This window comes from Parabacteroides gordonii MS-1 = DSM 23371 (assembly GCF_000969825.1).
Taxonomy (GTDB): domain Bacteria; phylum Bacteroidota; class Bacteroidia; order Bacteroidales; family Tannerellaceae; genus Parabacteroides; species Parabacteroides gordonii.
In genome coordinates, this window is the sequence record NZ_KQ033919.1 from 1,032,791 (window position 1) to 1,052,503 (window position 19,713).

15 protein-coding genes are annotated in these 19,713 nt (G+C 44.3%); 7 read left to right on the plus strand and 8 right to left on the minus strand.

The annotated features are described in order from the left end of the window. Positions 1–2 precede the first annotated feature (2 nt). The 4 genes from HMPREF1536_RS04175 (at position 3) to HMPREF1536_RS04190 (ending at position 7,876) form a co-directional block, all read left to right on the plus strand. Positions 3–875, plus strand: a complete 873-nt coding sequence (locus HMPREF1536_RS04175; protein ID WP_028726968.1) for a DMT family transporter — start codon at positions 3–5, stop codon at positions 873–875. A 76-nt stretch (positions 876–951) separates the two neighbouring features. Further along, a complete protein-coding gene (locus HMPREF1536_RS04180) occupies positions 952–2,982 on the plus strand; it encodes a glycoside hydrolase family 36 protein (protein WP_044191715.1) in 2,031 nt (676 codons plus the stop codon). Positions 2,983–3,055: 73 nt separating this feature from the next. After that, positions 3,056–6,076: a SusC/RagA family TonB-linked outer membrane protein gene (locus HMPREF1536_RS04185; RefSeq protein ID WP_028726966.1), complete on the plus strand. Its 3,021-nt coding sequence runs from the start codon at positions 3,056–3,058 to the stop codon at positions 6,074–6,076. A gap of 24 nt (positions 6,077–6,100) precedes the next feature. Next, positions 6,101–7,876 (plus strand): RagB/SusD family nutrient uptake outer membrane protein, encoded by a 1,776-nt coding sequence (locus HMPREF1536_RS04190; RefSeq protein ID WP_081693278.1) that lies wholly within the window; start codon positions 6,101–6,103, stop codon positions 7,874–7,876. A 124-nt stretch (positions 7,877–8,000) separates the two neighbouring features. On the opposite strand, the gene HMPREF1536_RS04195 is transcribed toward HMPREF1536_RS04190, so the two are convergent. Both HMPREF1536_RS04195 and HMPREF1536_RS04200 read right to left on the minus strand, forming a co-directional pair. Further along, on the minus strand, positions 8,001–9,665 hold the full coding sequence (locus tag HMPREF1536_RS04195; protein WP_028726964.1) for an AMP-binding protein: 1,665 nt from the start codon (positions 9,663–9,665) through the stop codon (positions 8,001–8,003). 68 nt (positions 9,666–9,733) lie between these two features. Next, positions 9,734–10,897, minus strand: a complete 1,164-nt coding sequence (locus HMPREF1536_RS04200; RefSeq protein WP_028726963.1) for a 6-bladed beta-propeller — start codon at positions 10,895–10,897, stop codon at positions 9,734–9,736. A 518-nt stretch (positions 10,898–11,415) separates the two neighbouring features. On the opposite strand from HMPREF1536_RS04200, the gene mtaB reads away from it, so the two are divergent. The 3 genes from mtaB to HMPREF1536_RS04215 are packed head-to-tail and all read left to right on the plus strand — an operon-like array spanning position 11,416 to position 14,669. Beyond that, positions 11,416–12,744, plus strand: a complete 1,329-nt coding sequence (mtaB, locus tag HMPREF1536_RS04205; protein ID WP_028726962.1) for a tRNA (N(6)-L-threonylcarbamoyladenosine(37)-C(2))-methylthiotransferase MtaB — start codon at positions 11,416–11,418, stop codon at positions 12,742–12,744. 1 nt (position 12,745) lies between these two features. Then, positions 12,746–13,636 (plus strand): lysophospholipid acyltransferase family protein, encoded by an 891-nt coding sequence (locus tag HMPREF1536_RS04210; RefSeq protein WP_028726961.1) that lies wholly within the window; start codon positions 12,746–12,748, stop codon positions 13,634–13,636. Further along, positions 13,626–14,669 (plus strand): glycosyltransferase family 2 protein, encoded by a 1,044-nt coding sequence (locus HMPREF1536_RS04215; RefSeq protein ID WP_044191712.1) that lies wholly within the window; start codon positions 13,626–13,628, stop codon positions 14,667–14,669. The genes HMPREF1536_RS04210 and HMPREF1536_RS04215 overlap by 11 nt, the downstream gene beginning before the upstream one ends. Here HMPREF1536_RS04215 and HMPREF1536_RS04220 read toward each other — a convergent pair. From HMPREF1536_RS04220 to HMPREF1536_RS04245, 6 genes are all read right to left on the minus strand, one after another. Then, positions 14,666–15,082, minus strand: a complete 417-nt coding sequence (locus HMPREF1536_RS04220) for a type II toxin-antitoxin system VapC family toxin (RefSeq protein WP_028726959.1) — start codon at positions 15,080–15,082, stop codon at positions 14,666–14,668. The two genes, HMPREF1536_RS04215 and HMPREF1536_RS04220, sit on opposite strands and share 4 nt — an antisense overlap. Before the next feature lie 4 nt (positions 15,083–15,086). After that, positions 15,087–15,329: a hypothetical protein gene (locus HMPREF1536_RS04225; RefSeq protein ID WP_028726958.1), complete on the minus strand. Its 243-nt coding sequence runs from the start codon at positions 15,327–15,329 to the stop codon at positions 15,087–15,089. Positions 15,330–15,574: 245 nt separating this feature from the next. Beyond that, positions 15,575–16,264 (minus strand): HAD family hydrolase, encoded by a 690-nt coding sequence (locus HMPREF1536_RS04230; RefSeq protein WP_028726957.1) that lies wholly within the window; start codon positions 16,262–16,264, stop codon positions 15,575–15,577. Continuing rightward, positions 16,264–16,908, minus strand: a complete 645-nt coding sequence (locus HMPREF1536_RS04235; protein ID WP_028726956.1) for a MarC family protein — start codon at positions 16,906–16,908, stop codon at positions 16,264–16,266. Before HMPREF1536_RS04235 ends, HMPREF1536_RS04230 begins: the two co-directional genes overlap by 1 nt. A 106-nt stretch (positions 16,909–17,014) precedes the next feature. Beyond that, positions 17,015–18,256: a PNGase F N-terminal domain-containing protein gene (locus tag HMPREF1536_RS04240; protein ID WP_028726955.1), complete on the minus strand. Its 1,242-nt coding sequence runs from the start codon at positions 18,254–18,256 to the stop codon at positions 17,015–17,017. Between the two features lie 6 nt (positions 18,257–18,262). After that, positions 18,263–19,699 carry a monomeric [FeFe] hydrogenase gene (locus tag HMPREF1536_RS04245; RefSeq protein WP_028726954.1) on the minus strand — a complete coding sequence of 479 codons (1,437 nt, stop codon included), beginning with the start codon at positions 19,697–19,699 and terminating at the stop codon, positions 18,263–18,265. Positions 19,700–19,713 lie beyond the last annotated feature (14 nt).

Sequence of the window (19,713 nt, forward strand, 5' to 3'; positions counted from 1 at the left end):
ATATGAAGAATCGTAAATGGTTGTTATTCATCAGTATCACAATGATAACATGGGGTATCTGGGGAGCATTCAGCGAAATTCCTGAAAAAGCGGGATTTCCGGCTACTTTTACCTATATTGCCTGGGCTTTGGCCATGATCCCATGCGCCATTGGTGCCCTCTGTACAGCTAAATGGAAATTCGATTTTAATGCCCGATCAATTCTACTCGGCTGTATGATCGGTTTTCTCGGTGCGGGTGGGCAATTACTTCTTTTCGAGGCACTCCGTTTCGGTCCAGCTTATATTGTCTTTCCTTTTATATCCATGGCTCCTGTGGTGACGATCACGCTTTCGATGGTTTTCTTGAAAGAACGGGCGGGCCGTATACAATTATTCGGTATTGCAGCAGCACTCTGTGCGATCCTTTTCCTTTCGTTGCAGGGTGACAAGTCCGATAGTCACGTAACCGGTTATCTATGGCTGTTTTTTGCCTTATTGATCTTTATCATGTGGGGTATTCAGGGATTTACAATGAAATTCGCGAATAAGACCGAAATGCAAGCCGAAAGTATCTTCGTCTATATGGCCTTCACTGCTATATGCCTAATTCCTGTCGCTTATTATATGACCAATTGGCAAGCAGAAGGGATTAATCTCAGTTGGGAATGGGCAATAAAAAGTTTTTTAATCCAGCTACTCAATGCCGTCGGTGCGTTAACACTAGTTTATGCTTATCGATATGGAAAAGCCATTCTGGTATCTCCAATGGAAGGATTGGCTCCTTTATTTACCATGGTATTGTCACTTATCATATATGCGGTGGTTCCGGATATCGTCACACAGATTGGCATGGGGCTAGCTGTTTTAGCGATGATTACTATGTCGATAGAATAAAGCGCTTTTTAGTCCTCCGATGATGTATTTAAGAGAACAAACAGAGATAAAGCAAACAAATTAAAAAGAATAAATCATGAAAGAACAACGAAGCATTATATCGCTTTTATTATTAATAGTGCTATGTACAGGATGCAGTAAAGGCATAATAATAAAAAACGGCGACTTGCAACTGGAGATAGATGAGATGATGAGAGCAAGGTTAACGTCTCTCAATAATTCGACCTCATCTTTTCATAATAATTTCATCGAATCAGATGCTTTAATAGCCACAGAGTTTACAGCCTCACTCTTTAAATTAACAAATGTATCAGAATTTAAAGAAGGAAATACGTCCGGTTATTCATTAACAGGAACTTATAACAAAGGTGGCTTTTGTATCGAAAAACATCAAAAAATAACTATTCCGGAAAATTTAGAAAAAATACTCCTGATCGAAACCTATTACATAAACAGAGGGAGTAAAGATATTACTGTAAATGGCTGGAAAATGAATGAATTACATATAGATGTAGCCGATACATCCGTTTGGTCGTTCCAACCGACATCCACCAGTCGTCGAATGGATTGGATTCTGGAAGTAAAACCCGGATATTACAAAAAAAATTTCCTGGGAATGAACGATTCTGATTACGGAGGTGGTATACCAATGATCGATCTCTGGCGTCGTGATGGTGGTATCGTAACTGGACTGACTGAGAAAACATTGAAAATGATATCAATGCCTGTCCAATGGCTCACTCATGATAATCATGCATCTATTGCATTAACTTACGAATCAAAAGAAGGACGTGAAATACTTGCTGCTGGTGATACCCTACGGACTTACAATTCATTTATCGGCATTCACACCGGAGATTTTTACGAACCTCTGGATCGTTTTTCCCGTTATATGGAAACTCAAGGCATAGTCTTTCCCAAGCCCGAACCTGAAGCTTATGAAGCTGTTTGGTGCGCATGGGGATATGAACGCACATTTACTATTGAGGAAATAATCGGGACTCTTCCTAAAGTTAAGGAATTAGGATTCAAATGGGTCGATGTAGATGACGGATTTCAGATAGCAGAAGGAGACTGGGAAACAAATTCTCGTTTCCCCGGAGGTGACAAAGACATGCGTCAAATTACCGATGCAATACATCAGTATGGAATGAAAGCCAAATTATGGTGGGCTCCCTTGGCGGCAGACCCGGGAACAAAGGTCTTACAAGAAAACCCGGGAATAAAACTTAAAACCCAATGGGGATCTCCACAATATATCACATGGTGGGATAGTTATTATTTATCTCCTATTAATCCTATAACGGAGAAATATACAAACAATCTGTTAGAACGTTTTATTGTTACATGGAACTTTGACGGTCTTAAACTCGATGGACAGCACATGAATTGTTGTTTACCGGATTACAATCGCACCAGCAAACTGGAATATCCGGAACAATCGTCTGAGCTAATGCCTACATATTTCCAAAACATTTACGAAAAAGCACGAACATACAAACCCAATGCAGTCGTACAATTTTGTCCATGCGGTTGTGCAATCAACTACTTTATGATTCCATTTATGAATCAGGCAGTATCATCAGATCCTACATCCAGTTGGCAAATACGGCATAAAGCAAAGACCTATAGAGCAATTTCTGATAAACTGGCATATTATGCCGATCATGTCGAATTGAGTGACAATGGAAATGATTTTGGTACCCAGATCGGAATCGGAGGTGTTATCGGTTCAAAATTTACCTATCCCAAAGATAACCCCAATGTTCGTAAAAGTTACGTTCTGACACCAGAAAAAGAAAAGCTTTACAAAAAATGGGTAAGTATTTATAATGACAAAATGATCTCTACAGGAAACTATATCAACCTGTATGATATTGCATATGATAAGCCGGAAACCCATGTAATTAATAAAGACGGGAAAATGTATTATGCATTTTATGCCGATCAATGGAATGGCGAGCCTATCGAATTACGTGGTTTGGAAAAACGTAAATATACCGTTTGCGAATATACTTCCGATGAAAAGAAAACTTACGAAATTGACGGAGAAAATCCTGTGATAACCCCCTATTTCACAAGAAACTACCTGATAGAAGTATATTGACACAATACATCCTTATCATAAAATCCGAGAATCAATTATTTACTTTATTTATAAACCATCTAAATTTAATACCATGGATCTACAATTATTCAGAAAAGTGCATTTAATTTGTATAGGAATTCTTTTCCTTACAATCGGAACTGCATTTGCCCAGAAAACTGTAACAGGAAAGGTAACTTCGTCCGATGGGAACGAAACCTTACCCGGAGTTAATATTTTAATTAAAGGAACCTCTTCTGGAACAGTTACAGATATTGACGGAGGATACACACTCAGCGATGTACCTTCTGATGCGACATTAGTCTTTTCATATGTCGGATACACTACAGTCGAAGAAATCGTAGGAGACAGGACTACAATTAATGTAGTCATGGGGTCCAGTGAAGTTCTGGATGAAGTTGTCGTTATCGGATATACAAGCGTAAGAAAGGCTGTAATGACAAGTTCGGCAACCACATTGAACAGCGAAGCCATAACTGACAACGTTACATCAGACTTCGGCTCAATGCTTCAAGGTAAAGTCTCTGGATTGATGGTAACCAACAGCAGTGGTGCCCCTGGTTCGGAGGCTAATTTAGTTATTCGCGGCGTGGGAACTATTACCGCCGGGAAAAGTCCCTTATTCGTAGTTGACGGTATCCCGGGGGGTACCTACGATCCCAACGACGTAGAAACAGTAACAGTCTTAAAAGATGTCGGTTCTACTGCCATCTATGGAGCAGAAGGAGCAAACGGTGTTATCGTAATTACCACCAAACAAGGAAAACGGAATCAGGCACCCAAAATAACAGTAAGAGTGAATGCAGCCCTTACTCAAGCTCTTTTCGGCAGATTCAAGCCCATGGATGGAGAAGAACTCTACAATCTATGGGAATCATGGGGGATACCTAATTTCGAAGCAGACTTTCCACAAACTCTCAAACAACGGAATTATGATTGGTTAGGCAACACATTCAAAACAGGTAATGCCCAAGATTACTATGCCTCAGTTACAGGTGGAACAAAAAACACCTCGTATATGGTCAGTCTCAACCATTACAATCAAAAAGGGACAATGCCCGGTACATCCTATAAACGAAGCAACATACGTTTAAATTTCAACGCACAACTTTCCAGTACTCTTGATCTAAGCGTTCGCATGAACATGCGTGAAAACAAGAAAAACAACCTTTGGTCAAACACATTCAGTGAAATGGCTTATCGCGGTATTCCCTGGGATAACCCATTCGACGAAAACGGCGATCCTGTCAATATTGCAGGGATACCGACAGCAGACCAAAGATGGTTTTATGCGAACCGCCAGAATCCCTGGCACGGTTACCAATATAATTATAATAAGGAAGGCGGCACGCGCATGAACCTTGATCTTGTGCTTAATTGGCATATTCTCCCATGGTTAACAGCAACCAATACCGTACGTTTAGAACGGGCACAACGTTGGGAAAAAGTTTATTATGATTCACGAGATGCCAGCCAGACTTGGAACGGTATCACTCAAGGAAGTCATATAGAAGATAACTCCTCCTATCCGCTAGGCGGTTATAAAAACACAACGCTCCTCAAAGCTTCACATCGCATAGGGAACCATGATTTGGGAGGTCTTGTAGGATATGAGTTCAGTGAAGACAAAGGGGATTATAGATTTGGAGCAACTGCCGATCAACAACCAATAGGAATGGAAATTGTATCCGCCGGTGCTGCAACCACTATGCGTGCAACAGGCGGTTATGCAACTCCGAGAGCGACCTGGTCTGCCTTTACGCAGTTAAACTACTCTTATTCCGACAAATACATCGCAACAGCATCATTTCGCGCAGATGCAAGCAGTCGTTTTGCCCCCAATAATCGTGTAGGTTTCTTTCCTTCTATGAGTGTCGGATGGCTAGCCTCCAACGAAAAATTTCTTAAAGGAAACAAAGTTTTGACATTCCTCAAAATTCGCGGAAGCTTTGGTTTAACAGGTAATGCCGATATTGGTGATTTTGCCTATATGGACGCTTACACATTTTCAGGTGTTACTTATCTAGGTAATCCGGGAGCTCAACCCTCGAGCCTTGCAAACCCAGACCTTGGATGGGAAAAATGTTTAATGACATCAGGAGGTATAGATTTTAAGCTTTTCAACTGGCTTGAAGGTAGTATCGATCTTTACAGAAACCTCAACTCGGATCTTCTGTTTAGTGCTCCAGAAGCTCCCAGCACCGGTTTTTACAGCTACTTGAGAAATATCGGAAAGATCAGTAACAAGGGTATTGAAGTTCAATTAACCAGTACAAATATTGAAAATAAAAACCTAAAGTGGACAACCTCATTCAATATCGGGTTCAATAAAAACCGAGTGGAAAAATTACCCGGAGGTGAACCAGGAAAACCCGGTACACCTATCATGGTCGGTGCGGCAGACGCTGCACGGCAACGATTGGAAGAAGGGCATGAATTATATGCTTGGTATATGCCGGAATGGCGTGGAGTAGACCCGGCTAACGGAGATCCCCTTTGGACTTCAGAAGACGGAGGCGTAACCAATGACTATTCAAAAGCTAAAATCGATTGGCTGGGCTCTTCTCCTACTCCTAAATTTTCAGGAGGTTTACTAAATAACTTATCTTATAAAGGCTTCACTTTCGGTATGAACATTTTATTCGTATATGGAAATAAGATTTATAACGGAGCACGCGCTTCCATGGATAATGACGGCCGTCAGGCCCAATATAATCAGATGTCATTAGATAATGGTCTAGGATGGAGCAGATGGGAAAAACCCGGAGATATTGCCACTCACCCGCTACCGGTTTATGGTGGTAACAAAAATTCCACAAACCCTTCATCCCGTTTCCTGGAAAATGGAAGTTATTTACGTATACGTAATATCAATATTGGGTACAATATACCGGAAAAGGTGCTAAGCAAGTTGTATATCAAAAATGCCAGAGTATTTCTCAGTGGTGACAATCTGCTAACATTCAGCAAATTCTCAGGTCCTGATCCGGAAACAGATCTTACGGCAAGTGGCATCTCCAATGTCGCAGGTTCTATTAACTATATATACCCGTCTAACCGAACTTTTTCACTCGGTGTTGAATTAAATTTCTAATATAAACTAAAATGATCATTTATCATGAAAAATAAATTTTTAATACTAGCAACCACTATTTTAGGCATATCCTTGTCATCTTGTGTGGATATGGATTTGACTCCTGAGTCAACTATGACTTCAGACCAATTGGCCAATGATCCAACAGGTATCGAATATGCTACTATAGGAGCTTACAGATGGTTCAAAACAAATCGTTCGGGAATGGCCGGCGGTTCATCCAGCAGAGACGTTTATGCAAGAAATTGGTTTCAAATGAACGAATTCCGGGGTGACAACGTTTTTATTGCCGGAGTTACCACCGACCCTTTTATGAAATCATATGAATATACGGATCAGAATACTGAAGCGACATGTCGTTATATGTGGTACTCTTCTTATTCTATACTGAATATTTTAAATACAAATATTAGAATAGGAACTGAAGGACTGTCCGAAAAAAATGATCATATTCTTGGAGAAAACTATTTTCTACGTGCCCTAGTATATATGAATCTTTGCGACCTGTTTGCTCGTCCATATTCCCAGGGCGCAGACAATCCCGCAGTCGTACTTCGTACTGAAGAATCTATAACCGGTGAAATAACAAGGGCATCTATTGGAGAAGTTTATGCCCAAATCGAAAAAGATCTTAATAAGGCAATTCAACTAATGGGTAATTATCGTCGTTCAGACAATGCTAGTTACGCATGGAAAGGTTCTGCCCAAGGTCTTTTATCCAGATTATACCTCTATATGGGCCGAAATCAAGATGTTGTAAATATCGTAAATGAAATGTTAAATGGTAAAACTCCGGAAGACGTTCTCGATCCTGATCTTGCCACTTACTTCACACGGACACAGACCTCACGGGAAACACTCTGGTGCATTGGATACCTTGCAAACGAAACTCAAGGGAATAGTTCTGTTGCCTCCATGTATCTCAATGATCCAGCAAGTGGTGCTGGTTGGGGTGAGATTTATCCGTCCGATCCTATGTACGAATTATTCAACCGATATGCAGACGATGATATACGTTGGAAAGACTTCCATCTATTCCAGCCGATCCCTACTCCTGGAGTTACTTTCAATGGTGAAAATGTCAAATGGATGGCTAATTGGCCGGTTCCTAATCCCACCAGTAGGTATTACGGATCTCAATATCGTTATCTCGCAGAAGATGCCGGGGGGAAATATATTATCTTCAGTAATAATCCCGGATTAAACAATCCTGTCCCTGATGATTATTTCACTAACACTAGTGCTAAAATATATATTAAGGAAGAAATAATAAATACTTATCCCAAATACTTCTTCACATACAATGGGAATAAGATTAACGTAACAATTACCCCTGCAACCAATAATCGTATGAGCTACAGAAAAATATTCAACACGAAGTTCTCATATCAGGATGGGGATGCCATGTTATGTTCTTATCCGATGATCAGATGGGGAGAGATAATCTTAAACCGAGCAGAAGCTTATGCAAAATTAAACAATTCCACAGCAGCATTAGCTGACGTGAATGTTATTCGTAGCCGTGCCGGTCTTTCCGGAGAGCAGTTAATGACAACCAGTAATATGACAGCCCGGGGATATACGGATATATTGGATGTTGTCCTTGACGAACGTCGCCTTGAACTAGCATATGAGGGTTTCCGCTGGAAAGATCTTTTCCGCAATAATAAACCGATGGATCGTCGTTACGCCGGTACACATCCCTGGGAGATTATCCAGCCAACCGACTTACGAATACCACATCAGATATCCGGAGACGAGACACTGATTAATCCCGGTGTCGTGCCTAATCCCAGATAATACAGAGAGGTAAATACATAAAAAGAGAGTATCTTAAAATGCTATATCAAAAAGTTTTTTTAAGCATACTCTCTTTTCTATAAATCCAAACGAATATGTTTGGTATGATTATCCTGAATATTTATCAGTAATTACTGTATAAATACCTCTTTATGCTCTTCTTCGGTGTTTTCTCAAACTCTGTAGGATACAATTGTATTTCCGAAACAAATTCATACGAAGCCAACTGTTTATTCAGTTCAGTCCGGTTCTGCTCCATAATGACCGGAAGGTCGGTATGCGAGATCCCGGTACCGTCCACAGTGTCATAATCGGGATAGACCAAAGCCACCAGTTTGCCGTTTTTCTCGATAACGATACTTTCCATCACGAAAGGCAGGTTGTTTATCTTCGACTCGATCTCTTCCGGATAGATATTCTGTCCGCTTGCACCCAGGATCATCGTCTTGCTACGGCCACGGATAAAGATACGGTTATCATGATCGATCGTACCCAGGTCGCCGGTATGGAGCCAGCCGTCTTCGGTAAAGGCATTCTTCGTTGCCTCTTCATTCTTATAATATCCTTTCATCACATTCTCTCCGCGAACCTGGATCTCCCCTACCTTATTATATGGATCGTCGGAATCGATGCGGACTTCCATTATTCCTTTCAGTACCTGTCCACAAGAACCCGGAACGTATTCATCGTTATGATCGTAGCTGATCAGCGGGCCGCACTCTGTCATTCCGTAACCGATCGTAAAAGGGAATTTGATCTTATAAAGGAAATCCGTCACCTCCTGGTTCATGGCGGCACCACCGACAATCACTTCACGGAAACGGCCTCCCATTGCATCCACGAGATGTTTGCGTATCTGCGCATAGATACGTGAGTCCAACAAAGGTATATTCAAGGCCAGCTTCATCGTCGTCTTGCTCAGCTGGGGAAGGATCATTTTCTTATAGATCTTTTCAAGGATCAACGGGACAGTCAGGATCAGGTTCGGCTTCACCTCTTCAAATGCTTTCAACAGGATCTTCGGGGAAGGAACTTTACCCAACATATATACATGGGCTCCCACAGCCATCGGCACAAGGAAGTTGAAAGCACAGCTATAAGCATGAGCCAACGGAAGGAAACATAATTCGCGGTCGCCGCGATACATCAGGTCGAGTGTCATGGCATACGTCACATTCCCTGCCAGGTTATTACCGGTCAGCATGACGCCTTTACTGAAACCGGTGGTTCCGGAAGTATAGTTCAGCAATACCACCTTGTCATTATCCAGCTCGGCATATTTGATATCCTCTTTGGAAAATCCTTTCGGATACTTCTCCGCCATTTTTTCATCCATCGACTTCATCAGCTTCTGGATACTCTCGCCGTCACGCTGATGCAGGCAACGGAAATCGGAAAGGGAAAATACACCGCGTATCTCCTCGATCTTATCTTCTTCCAGTGAATCCCAGATACGGTCGCTGACAAAAAGGAATACAGATTCGGAATGGTTGATTATATGATGTACATCATTCGGATTGAAGTCCTGCAGGATAGGCACAATAATCGCTCCATACGTAACAGCCGCCATATAGACAATGCACCAACGGGCACTGTCTTTCCCGATCAGAGCAATCTTGTCGCCCCGGCGGATCTGACATTCCTCAAACAGAATATGGATGCGGGCAATTTCCTTCGCCACATCTTCAAATGTAAAAGTAACGTTCTTACTATAGTCGGTCAGAGCAGGTAATGACCAGTTCTCTTTGAAACTGTTCTCGTATATCTTAATGAAGTTTTCTTGTATCATAGCACAAATGCTTATATTTTGTGCAAAAATAAAGACTCTCCGGCAGATACACAACAGATAGACTGAGTTTAACCCTTATACTTCACCAACATGACCACCGGATTCGATTCTTCATCCAACTCAGCCGCAATTTCTTTCAGCTTGCCTTTCAACTCTCCCTTTTCGTAGGCTTCAACAAGCTCCGGGGCATCTAAAGAATAACAGGTAGCTATCTTCTGATCCACGGTTCCTTCTATTTCCTGTCCTAATGAGACTTGTTTCTTTTTTGAATAATCATCATTGTAGACGGTATATTGGAAAATAGCATTTTCCTGCTTGTCATACATCAGGTCGGTATTGGGGAATCCTTTGAACGTTGTAAAGTTTACTTCCTTTTTCATAGCGCGCATGAAACAATAACGGTCGGTAATAACAGTCGGGAACAGAAATACCTTAGTCTCCATAGCGTGTATAGAAGGAGTTCTTACAATAAAGGGAGTCAGGTTATTATCCGGCGAATAATTATATATCGTATCGGACGACGTATTTACAAGTGCCCAGTTGCCACGACTGGGAGATGTCAGGAAGTATGCAGGCATAATAGTCAACTCATCCTTTGTTATGACCGGTGTTTCATATTCTTTAAAAGGAATACGAATTTCATGGGTGACACTTCCATCCTGCTTTGAGATAATCAGATGACAGGCCTGTTCGTCTTCTTTCGGGGTATAATATTTCTTATAGCAAATCAGATGATCCCGGTCATAATTGAAAATGTCATCATAATAACCGGTATCTGCAAATTTGAAACTTCTCTTAAAGTTACCGGATAAGTCATACACCAGTATTTTTCTGGGAGAATGGTCTTTGACATAGATTTCGTTGTTATCCTCATCAAGAATAATCCTTGAAACCGATGAATATTCCTCAGCACCTTGTCCCAGACGGTTTATCTTTCTTACCCCTTTCCCTGTCCGGTCAAAAACAAAGATATTCCCGTCATTCCGGTTTCTTATCAATAGGACATGCTTACCGACCGCTTCCACTATACCGTGGGTAATAAACTCGTCGGAAGTTTCCAGCGGAATGTATTCTACATCCATAAAGTCCTGAAGGATCAGTTCTTTTTCAGGATAACTTGCGGTGACATCGACCGTGATAATCTCGTCTGTTTGGGAACCGGACTGATTGCATCCCGTGCATCCTACTATTGTAAGAAGGATGATTGCCAGATTTGCATTTAATTTTTTCATGACTTCTTGTTTGTTGTGAATACATTATTACAAACGCATACTGAAATACGAATAATTCGTACGAAATATACGTACTATAAGAAAAACAAACAACTAAATAGACATTACGCCCTCTACTATTAACAATCTTTATTGGTCTATTCCCCTATTATTAAGAAATTGTTTTGAATTTATAATCTGATTCGTTTTTTGCCAGAGATGAGCCTTCAAACCCTTGTCAGGGTTCCGCACTATTTCAGCCTCACTATTTTCTATATTTAATCGCGAAGCCTGGTTTTAACTTCCTTATAGTAGGTATTTCCCCATTACAGTGGGTATTTTCCCCCATTATAATGGGTATTATTCCCCATTGTAGTGGGGAAAGTTCCCCACGCAAGTGAAAAATGTGGGGAGTTTATGATAGGGAAAAACATTCCTTGGCTATTAGTTATCTAAATGGCATGCACTGAACCCACATAAAGCGTCTACAACATACATGTCAATAATTTTCGCTACATTTGCGCGATAATTCAATCGCAATGATAGACAAAACCGTATTTGAAAATAAGATAGCTGCTTATTATACCCTGGGCTGTAAGCTCAATTTCGCAGAAACCTCTACCATCGGGAAGGTACTGGCAGAACAGGGCGTACGCAAAGCCCGTGCGGGTGAAAAAGCAGATATTTGTGTTGTAAATACCTGCTCGGTAACGGAACTGGCCGATAAGAAATGCCGCCAGGCCATCCGCCGGATCAGCAAGCAGCATCCCGGAGCCTTTATGGTAGTGACCGGTTGCTATGCGCAGCTCAAGCCCGAAGAAGTAGCCCATATCGAAGGAGTCGACCTGGTATTGGGCGCCGAACAAAAGCTGGATATATTAATGTATCTGGACGACCTGAAAAAGAAAGAAAGTGATGGCGCCATCATCGCTTCCGAAAGTAAAGATATCCGTAGCTTCTCTCCTTCCTGCTCGGCAGACGACCGCACCCGCCATTTCCTGAAAGTACAGGACGGATGCGACTACTACTGCTCCTACTGTACCATACCTTTTGCCCGCGGACGAAGCCGCAACGGTACTATCGCCAGCATGGTGGAGCAGGCCCGGGAAGTAGCCCGCAAAGGCGGAAAAGAGATCGTATTGACGGGAGTCAATATCGGCGACTTCGGTAAGTCTACCGGTGAAACATTCATCGACCTGATCCGCGCCCTCGACGAAGTGGAAGGTATCGTACGCTACCGTATCTCTTCCATCGAGCCCAACCTGATTACGGACGAGGCCATCGACTTCGTAGCTTCCAGCAAACGTTTCGCCCCGCATTTCCATATCCCTCTACAAAGCGGAAGCGACGACGTACTGAAACTGATGCGCCGCCGTTACGATACCGAACTGTTCCGTCATAAGATAGAAAAGATCAAAGAAATCATGCCGCACGCCTTTATCGGCGTGGATGTGATTGTCGGTACCCGTGGCGAGACAGACGAGTTCTTCGAAGATGCCCGTACCTTTATCGACAGCCTGGATATAAGCCAGCTGCATGTGTTCAGCTATTCCGAACGTCCCGGCACACAGGCGCTGAAGATCGCCCATTCGGTAGACCCGAAAGTGAAACATGCCCGCAGCCAGCAACTGTTGGATATCTCCGACAGGAAACTACATGCCTTTTATGACGCCCATATCGGTAGCCAGGCGGAAGTCCTGTTCGAGCATACCCGCAAAGACGGCCGGATGCACGGCTTTACTGAGAACTATATTAAAGTAGAGATACCTTACGACAATTCACTGGTTAACGAAACCCGCCGGGTGACGCTGACCGGATGGAATGAAGACCGTACCGCACTGAATTGCGAACTAGTAACTATCGGTTGATATGTGGAATAAAATTCAATATGGATTGATCTTTGCATGGGCCAAGCTCCATGCATTCTTACCGATGCCGGTGCTTTATGTACTGTCTGATATCCTGTACGTACTTATATACAGAGTGATCCGTTACAGGTTACGGGTCGTACGCCGTAATATGGAAGCCTCTTTCCCCGACAAATCAGAAATAGAGCTGCGCCGATTGGAGAAAGCCTTCTATCATCATTTCGCCGACTACATTGTCGAGACCATCAAACTGGCACATATCTCCCCCGAAGAGGTATTGCGCCGTGCCCACATCAAGAACCCGGAAGTGGCGACCCGCCTGCAGGCTGAAGGACAGAATACGGTCATGATGCTGATGGGACACTACGGCAACTGGGAATGGTTCAGCGCCTCCAGCCTGGTGTTCACCGACTCCCGTTTATGGCAGATCTACCGCCCGTTGAACAATAAGGCAGTCGACCGCCTGTTCATCTACCTGCGCACCCGCTTCGGTTCGTATGGGATGAAGAAGAACGACACGGTTCGCGACATGATGACGCTGAAACGTGAAAACAGCAAGAACATCGTTATCTTCATAGCCGACCAGACACCGAGCAAGGCCAACTTGCATTACTGGACTACTTTCCTCAACCAGGACACCGCCATACTGAACGGTGCCGAACGCATCGCCCGTAAGCTGGATCTCCCGGTTATCTTCCTGGATGTCCAGAAGGTGAAACGAGGTTATTATACAGTCGAATTCAAGCTAATGACCGCCCACGCTAAAGAGACTGCCGAAAACGAGATCACCGAATCATACGCCCGTATGACTGAAAAGATGATCCTTCGCAACCCGGCCTACTGGCTCTGGACACATAAACGCTGGAAATACAAACGTGAAGATGCAGAGTAATACTAAAAAAGTCGCCGTCGTCATCCTCAACTGGAATGGAGCGAAGCTGATGGAAGAATTCCTGCCGTCGGTAATGGATTATAGCCCGGCCGAGCTGGCAGAAGTAATCGTTGCCGACAACGGTTCTACCGATGCGTCCGTCGATATGCTGAAAGAGAAATTTCCTGCCGTACGGATCATCCAACTGGACAAGAACTACGGATTTGCCGAAGGATATAACCAGGCATTGAAGCAGATCAACAACGAATACACCGTCCTGCTGAACAGCGATGTCGAAGTAACTCCGGGATGGCTCGACGCCCCGCTGGCCGCAATGGAAGCCGACTCTACCATCGTTGCCGCCCAACCCAAGATCAGGGCACAGCGTAACAAGGATTATTTCGAATATGCCGGAGCTGCCGGCGGCTATATGGATATCTACGGATACCCTTATTGCCGGGGACGCCTGTTGCATGTTGTAGAAAAAGACGAAGGCCAGTACGACACACCTGCAGATATCCTCTGGGCTACCGGAGCCTGCCTGTTTATCCGTACCACTATCTACAAGGAAGTTGGCGGACTCGATGCCGGCTTCTTCGCCCACCAGGAAGAGATCGATATGTGCTGGCGGCTGCGTTCGCGGGGGTATCGCCTGGTATGTACGCCCCAGTCGGTCGTTTACCACGTTGGCGGTGCCACTCTGCAGGTAGAAAGCCCGCGCAAGACCTTCCTCAACTTCCGTAACAACCTGTTGATGCTTTATAAGAATCTGCCGGAAAAAGACTTGAAGCATGTGATGCGTGCCCGCTTCTGGCTCGACTATATTGCTGCAACGAAGTTCCTGCTGTGCGGCCACGTTCAGAATGCCAAAGCAGTATACGAAGCAAGAAAAGCTTTCTTCGATATGAAACCTGAATATGCAGAGAAACGCCGGGAGAATCTGGCTAAGACGACGCTCGGCACTATCCCGGAGTTGATAAATGATAGCTTGATTATTGGTTTTTATTTAAAAGGGAAGAAGAAGTTTGCAGATATTAATAATCGTAAAACTTAACCATTCCTAATTATCCAGTTTTCAAGACGAATACCGGATAGATTTTGAAAGTCTTTCAAATTTTCTGTTACCATTATCATTTTATGAGCTATAGCAGTACAGCCTATCAACAAATCAAAGTTGTCTTCTGCCGGAGTACCGGCCAAACGTAACCGAACCTTTTCAGATGCGAACAAATTAAGAGTACCCGTTATTGGTAAAACATGAATAGAAGATATAAACTCGTCCAAACTCTGCTGCCGATGATGTAATCCTTGTCTACGTCCTAATTCGGCACCATACTTCAACTCCGCAACTGTTATCTCGGATATATAACAATTATCCAATCCTACTGTATCTATTTTCTTATTAACATTGTATTTTCCCCGTAAAAGAAATATACAAATATTTGTATCAAGTAAATACTTCTTCATAACTTCAGAATGCTTTTATATCATCCTTAAACTTCCGTGACGATTTAATAGTCTCATTCAGCAAATCGGCATCATCCGAATCACCATCTTTCCATACACCATAAAAGCTATCAGCAGAAACAACTTTTTCCTTGTCTTTATGAAGCAGAGAATTACTTAAGCGAGCTATCAAATCAAGTTTTGCCTCTTTGCTCAAATCTTTCAGCACACTCCAATAATTATTTGTGTTATTAATTGCAGTATCCATATAACTGTTCTCCTTTCTATTTTTTAGCAAATATGCATTTCTCTTTATTTCTTACCCGACAAGTATCGGAAGAGACAAAGGTAGCCAATAAATCCAAAAGAGGCAAAAGAGCGGAGGTTTTAACTTATACTCGCCTGTTCTGCGGCAAAGGCTGGGACAGGCAGGTTTACTTATGATAGGCGATATGACACACGGTAAATCGGTAATTCTTCGGTCAGAGCCATAAAATATTTTCTTTCCATATTTTAAGACAGTAGTGAAATTACATCCCACAAAGAGTCTACGGAATAAAAACGCGGGCTTACGACCGGTTCATCTACTAATTCGTGTGCCCAGGTGGTATGATAAGGGACATGGATGGCATAACTACCGAGATTTAGCGGGGGAATAATATCGGAACGTACAGAGTTGCCTATCATCAGGAACTCTTCCGGGCGGATATCGAGGTGGTTGAGCAGGGCGCGGTATTCGCGGTCGGTCTTATCGCTCATGATCTCGACGTGATGGAACAGATGTTCGATACCGGAACGGCGTAGTTTCTGCTCCTGGTCGAGCAGGTCGCCTTTGGTTACAACGATCAGGCGGTAGCGGCCAACGAGGGCGTTCAGGGTGTCTTCTACCCCGTCCAATAACTCCACAGGTTTGGTGAGTTGTTCTTTTCCGAGCATAAGGATCTGTTCGAGTATACCGGCGGGTACTTTACCGTCGGTGATGCGGATGGCCGTTTCAATCACAGAAAGGATATAGGCTTTCACGCCATAGCCGTAGAGAGGCATGTTACGGCTTTCCGTACGGAAAAGTTCGGCCGAGACAGTTTCGCTGTCTACATAAGGGGCAAGCAAAAGACGGAGCTTCTGCTCCGTCTCCAGAAAATAAGTTTCGTTTATCCAAAGTGTGTCGTCGGCATCAAAGCCGATCACCTGTATTCCTTCTATCATAAGTTAGCTTGTTGCAATATATCGACCATTATCGGCTTGAAACCGCTTACAAAGCATTCCACGGCAATAACCATCAGGATAAGCCCCATCAGACGCATCATCACGTTGTTGCCTGTCTCCCCCATATACTTGTTCAGCCGGGTCGATGCCCGAAGGATCAGGAAGGTGATGAAGTAGACGGAAGCGATCACGCTTACTAGCAGTATCTTCTTTATCAGCGTATTCGCATCTTCCATCAGCATGATACCGTTGGCGATTGCACCGGGGCCGCAAAGCATCGGGATGGCTAGCGGGGTGACGGAGATATCGTTCACATAGGTTTTCACCTCATCGTCTTTGAGTTTTGCCTTGGAATAACGTGCCTGAAGCATGTCAAATCCGATGGTAAAGATAATAATACCTCCGGCAATACGGAAACCGTTCGTAGAAATACCGAAGAATTTAAACAGGAATTGTCCGGAGAAGGTAAAAACCATCAGGGTGATGAAGGAGACGATGGTGGCACGGCGTACGATGGTTTTGCGTTCGTCGTCGCTCATGCCGTTGGTCATTGTCAGGAACACGGGCATGGTGCCTAACGGGTTTGTCAACGTGAAAAAAGAGGTGAAGCACAAAAGGGCGAAAGGTAATAATGTATCCATAATAATAATGATTTAACAGGTTGATAGTAGAGGCGGGGTTGGCCCGCCCTCACCGGATTGTCACATTATTGTTGCAAAGGGCGGGCAGACCCCGCCCCTACCATAATCATTCATCCCAAACCAGATAGGCGGAAACCAGCCAATGGTTCAGCTTATTACCGTCTACTTGCTGGGCTTCGGGGATGCTGACTGTCAGCGTATGTTCACCCGGTTGGATATCGGTCAGTTCGACCTCTTCAGGAACGACATCGGAACCCGGACACCAGTTGGAACGGGAGAAGTCGGACGAAGCAACAGGTTCTTCCACCTCTTTTTCCGTATATCCTTTTTCACCGATATAAGAAGCCAGACGTTTCTCCAGCCACACCCCCGTAGCAGGGTTGAAACGGCGGAAAGAGGCACAGTCGTTACGCCAGGGGATAAAGTCCAGCACTTCCTTCCCATCCACCGAGATAATATTTTGCTTCTGGACGAACTCGTCACCGCCGTTATGCCCGCCATGTCCGGTTACGATATATTTCAAACGTACATTCTTCGCACTTTCCGGTATCACGAAATCGGTGGATACGTCTTTGCGGGCAAAGATATCGGGATAGGATTGTCCGATGTAGTAAACAGTGTTCATCAACGGCTCGACATGTCTCTTTGTCAATGCGTCGCAAGAGATATCCGACTCGTCCACATCGATCGTCACGCTAGCGATATAGCCTTCGGGAGTCCATGTGTCGATAAAGATACCCACATAAGCGCCGCCTTCCAATAAAGGATAAAGGTCGGTGATGTTCTGTTCCCAACTTACACTGTCGGCCCACTGGTCGATATAAACCGGCTTGCGTTTACGGCTCAGGCTATCGTCCTCACTGCTGTAATGGCCTACACCGAACGGTGTCATGAAACGCATCAGTTCGACTGTCGGCTCGTAATCTTCACCGGAAACGATACCGATCATATTTTCCAGTTTCGTACTGTCTACAGCAGGGAATTGCTTCTCTCCTTTCGCGATATTCAGCAGATTGATCGCCGACGCTTTCGGCAGGATGAAACAGGAACCTGATTTATCCCAGCGGTCGCCGTTGGAAGCGATCGTCACTTTCAGGTTCACGGAAACGTTGCGTTTGTAATCGGGCAAGGTTACCTTCTTCAGAATGATACGCCCGTTCACCAGGTGATAGATACTGTCTGCACCTGCCTCGTTATACCCTTCGTATTGGTCGGGAGCAAACTTCACCGGCGTATCGTGGAATACCTGCACGGAGTAATCCCCCATTGCCGGCAATTCCCGGTGGCCGCATGCAGTCAGCAGCAGAGCACCCGCCAGTGAAAAGGAGAATAAGATTTTCTTTGTCATTGTCGTTTAGTATTTAGTAAGTTCTTTTACCAGCTGCTTCTGTCCGGTTACCTTATCCGTATGGGTACAAGGGCCGGTCACACAACCACCCTCACAGGCCATTACTTCGATAAACTGTGCCGGCGCTTTGCCAGTCTTGGCATAGGCACGAAGCAGGGCGACGTTCTTTTTTGTCAGGTTGGCTACCTGTACGGCGTTTACATCCGCCTCTTTCAGATAGACCTTGACGGCGTTTATCACTCCCCCGCTCTGGGCAAAACCATGTGCTTCGCGAACGGAGTTGTAAAGTATGGAGAATGGTTTTGCCTCTTCCACTTTGATATCGAGTCCTTCCAGGATAGAACCGATCTCCTCGAATGTCAGCGTAAAGTCGACAGCCGGATCCATTTTCACCTCTTTGCGCTTGGCTACGCACGGGCCGATAAATACGACCTTGCAATCCGGATATTTCTCTTTGACAAGGCGTGCCGTATAATACATCGGAGAACCTGTGGAAGAGATATACTTCTTCAGATCCGGAATATGCTTTTCGGCCAACTGTACGTATGAGGGACAACAACTGGTTGTCATGAATGGTTGTCCTTCCTCTAGTTTTTCTTTCAGTTCTTCTGCTTCACGGCGGGTAGTTTCCATCGCTCCCTGGGCGACTTCCACAATCTCTTCAAATCCCATCGCCTTGATCGCACCGTATACTTTTTCGACCGGAGCACTGAACTGTGCCAGGATAGAAGGCGCCACGATAGCGATCATCTGTTCCTTGTTACGCAGGCGTTGCAGGATATCGAAGACCTGGGATATCTCGAAGATTGCTCCGAACGGGCAGGCGTTGATACATTTACCGCAGTAGATACATTTCGACTCGTCGATATGCTCCACCCCATACTCGTCTTTGCTGATGGCTTTCACCGGACACACCTCTTCACAAGGGATGGGAATATAGACGATAGCATGGTAAGGGCAGTTCTGATGGCATTTACCACAGCTGATACAGGTATCATGGTCGATCCGTGCCTGCCCGTTCTTCTTGAACTGGATGGCATCTTTCGGACAGTTCATGTAGCAGCTGCGTGCCACGCAACCACGGCAAAGGTTGGTGATCTCATAGTTCACCTGCACACAGGAAGAACAGGCTTCGTCGACCACACACATCAGGTTCTCTTTCTTGTTCTCCGGACGCAACAAAGCCCGTTTAGCGTACTCCGATAGCGGCGTCAGCTCATCTATCTCGTCCTGCATGTCAAATCCCAGCAGGGGAAGTGTTTTGTATTTCCACACGGCACGCTCCTTATGTACGCAGCAACGGCCTATTACTTTCGATTTACGGGGACTGAGTTCTATGGGCAAACGGTCGATCTCATCGAGCAGACGGTTCTCTTTCCAAAGTCTCACTAACTTCGCCATCAAGCCGTGGCGAACGATCATTACGTTATTGGTAAATGCCATGGTGTATATTATTT

Excerpts from the sequence above, each read along its gene's own strand:
- HMPREF1536_RS04235 (WP_028726956.1), bottom strand. The coding sequence starts at position 16,908 with ATGGATACATTATTACCTTTCGCCCTTTTGTGCTTCACCTCTTTTTTC.
- mtaB (WP_028726962.1), top strand. The coding sequence starts at position 11,416 with ATGATAGACAAAACCGTATTTGAAAATAAGATAGCTGCTTATTATACC.
- HMPREF1536_RS04220 (WP_028726959.1), bottom strand. The coding sequence starts at position 15,082 with ATGAAGAAGTATTTACTTGATACAAATATTTGTATATTTCTTTTACGG.
- HMPREF1536_RS04180 (WP_044191715.1), top strand. The coding sequence starts at position 952 with ATGAAAGAACAACGAAGCATTATATCGCTTTTATTATTAATAGTGCTA.
- HMPREF1536_RS04190 (WP_081693278.1), top strand. The coding sequence starts at position 6,101 with ATGAAAAATAAATTTTTAATACTAGCAACCACTATTTTAGGCATATCC.
- HMPREF1536_RS04225 (WP_028726958.1), bottom strand. The coding sequence starts at position 15,329 with ATGGATACTGCAATTAATAACACAAATAATTATTGGAGTGTGCTGAAA.
- HMPREF1536_RS04215 (WP_044191712.1), top strand. The coding sequence starts at position 13,626 with ATGCAGAGTAATACTAAAAAAGTCGCCGTCGTCATCCTCAACTGGAAT.
- HMPREF1536_RS04240 (WP_028726955.1), bottom strand. The coding sequence starts at position 18,256 with ATGACAAAGAAAATCTTATTCTCCTTTTCACTGGCGGGTGCTCTGCTG.
- HMPREF1536_RS04245 (WP_028726954.1), bottom strand. The coding sequence starts at position 19,699 with ATGGCATTTACCAATAACGTAATGATCGTTCGCCACGGCTTGATGGCG.
- HMPREF1536_RS04195 (WP_028726964.1), bottom strand. The coding sequence starts at position 9,665 with ATGATACAAGAAAACTTCATTAAGATATACGAGAACAGTTTCAAAGAG.
- HMPREF1536_RS04200 (WP_028726963.1), bottom strand. The coding sequence starts at position 10,897 with ATGAAAAAATTAAATGCAAATCTGGCAATCATCCTTCTTACAATAGTA.
- HMPREF1536_RS04175 (WP_028726968.1), top strand. The coding sequence starts at position 3 with ATGAAGAATCGTAAATGGTTGTTATTCATCAGTATCACAATGATAACA.
- HMPREF1536_RS04185 (WP_028726966.1), top strand. The coding sequence starts at position 3,056 with ATGGATCTACAATTATTCAGAAAAGTGCATTTAATTTGTATAGGAATT.
- HMPREF1536_RS04210 (WP_028726961.1), top strand. The coding sequence starts at position 12,746 with ATGTGGAATAAAATTCAATATGGATTGATCTTTGCATGGGCCAAGCTC.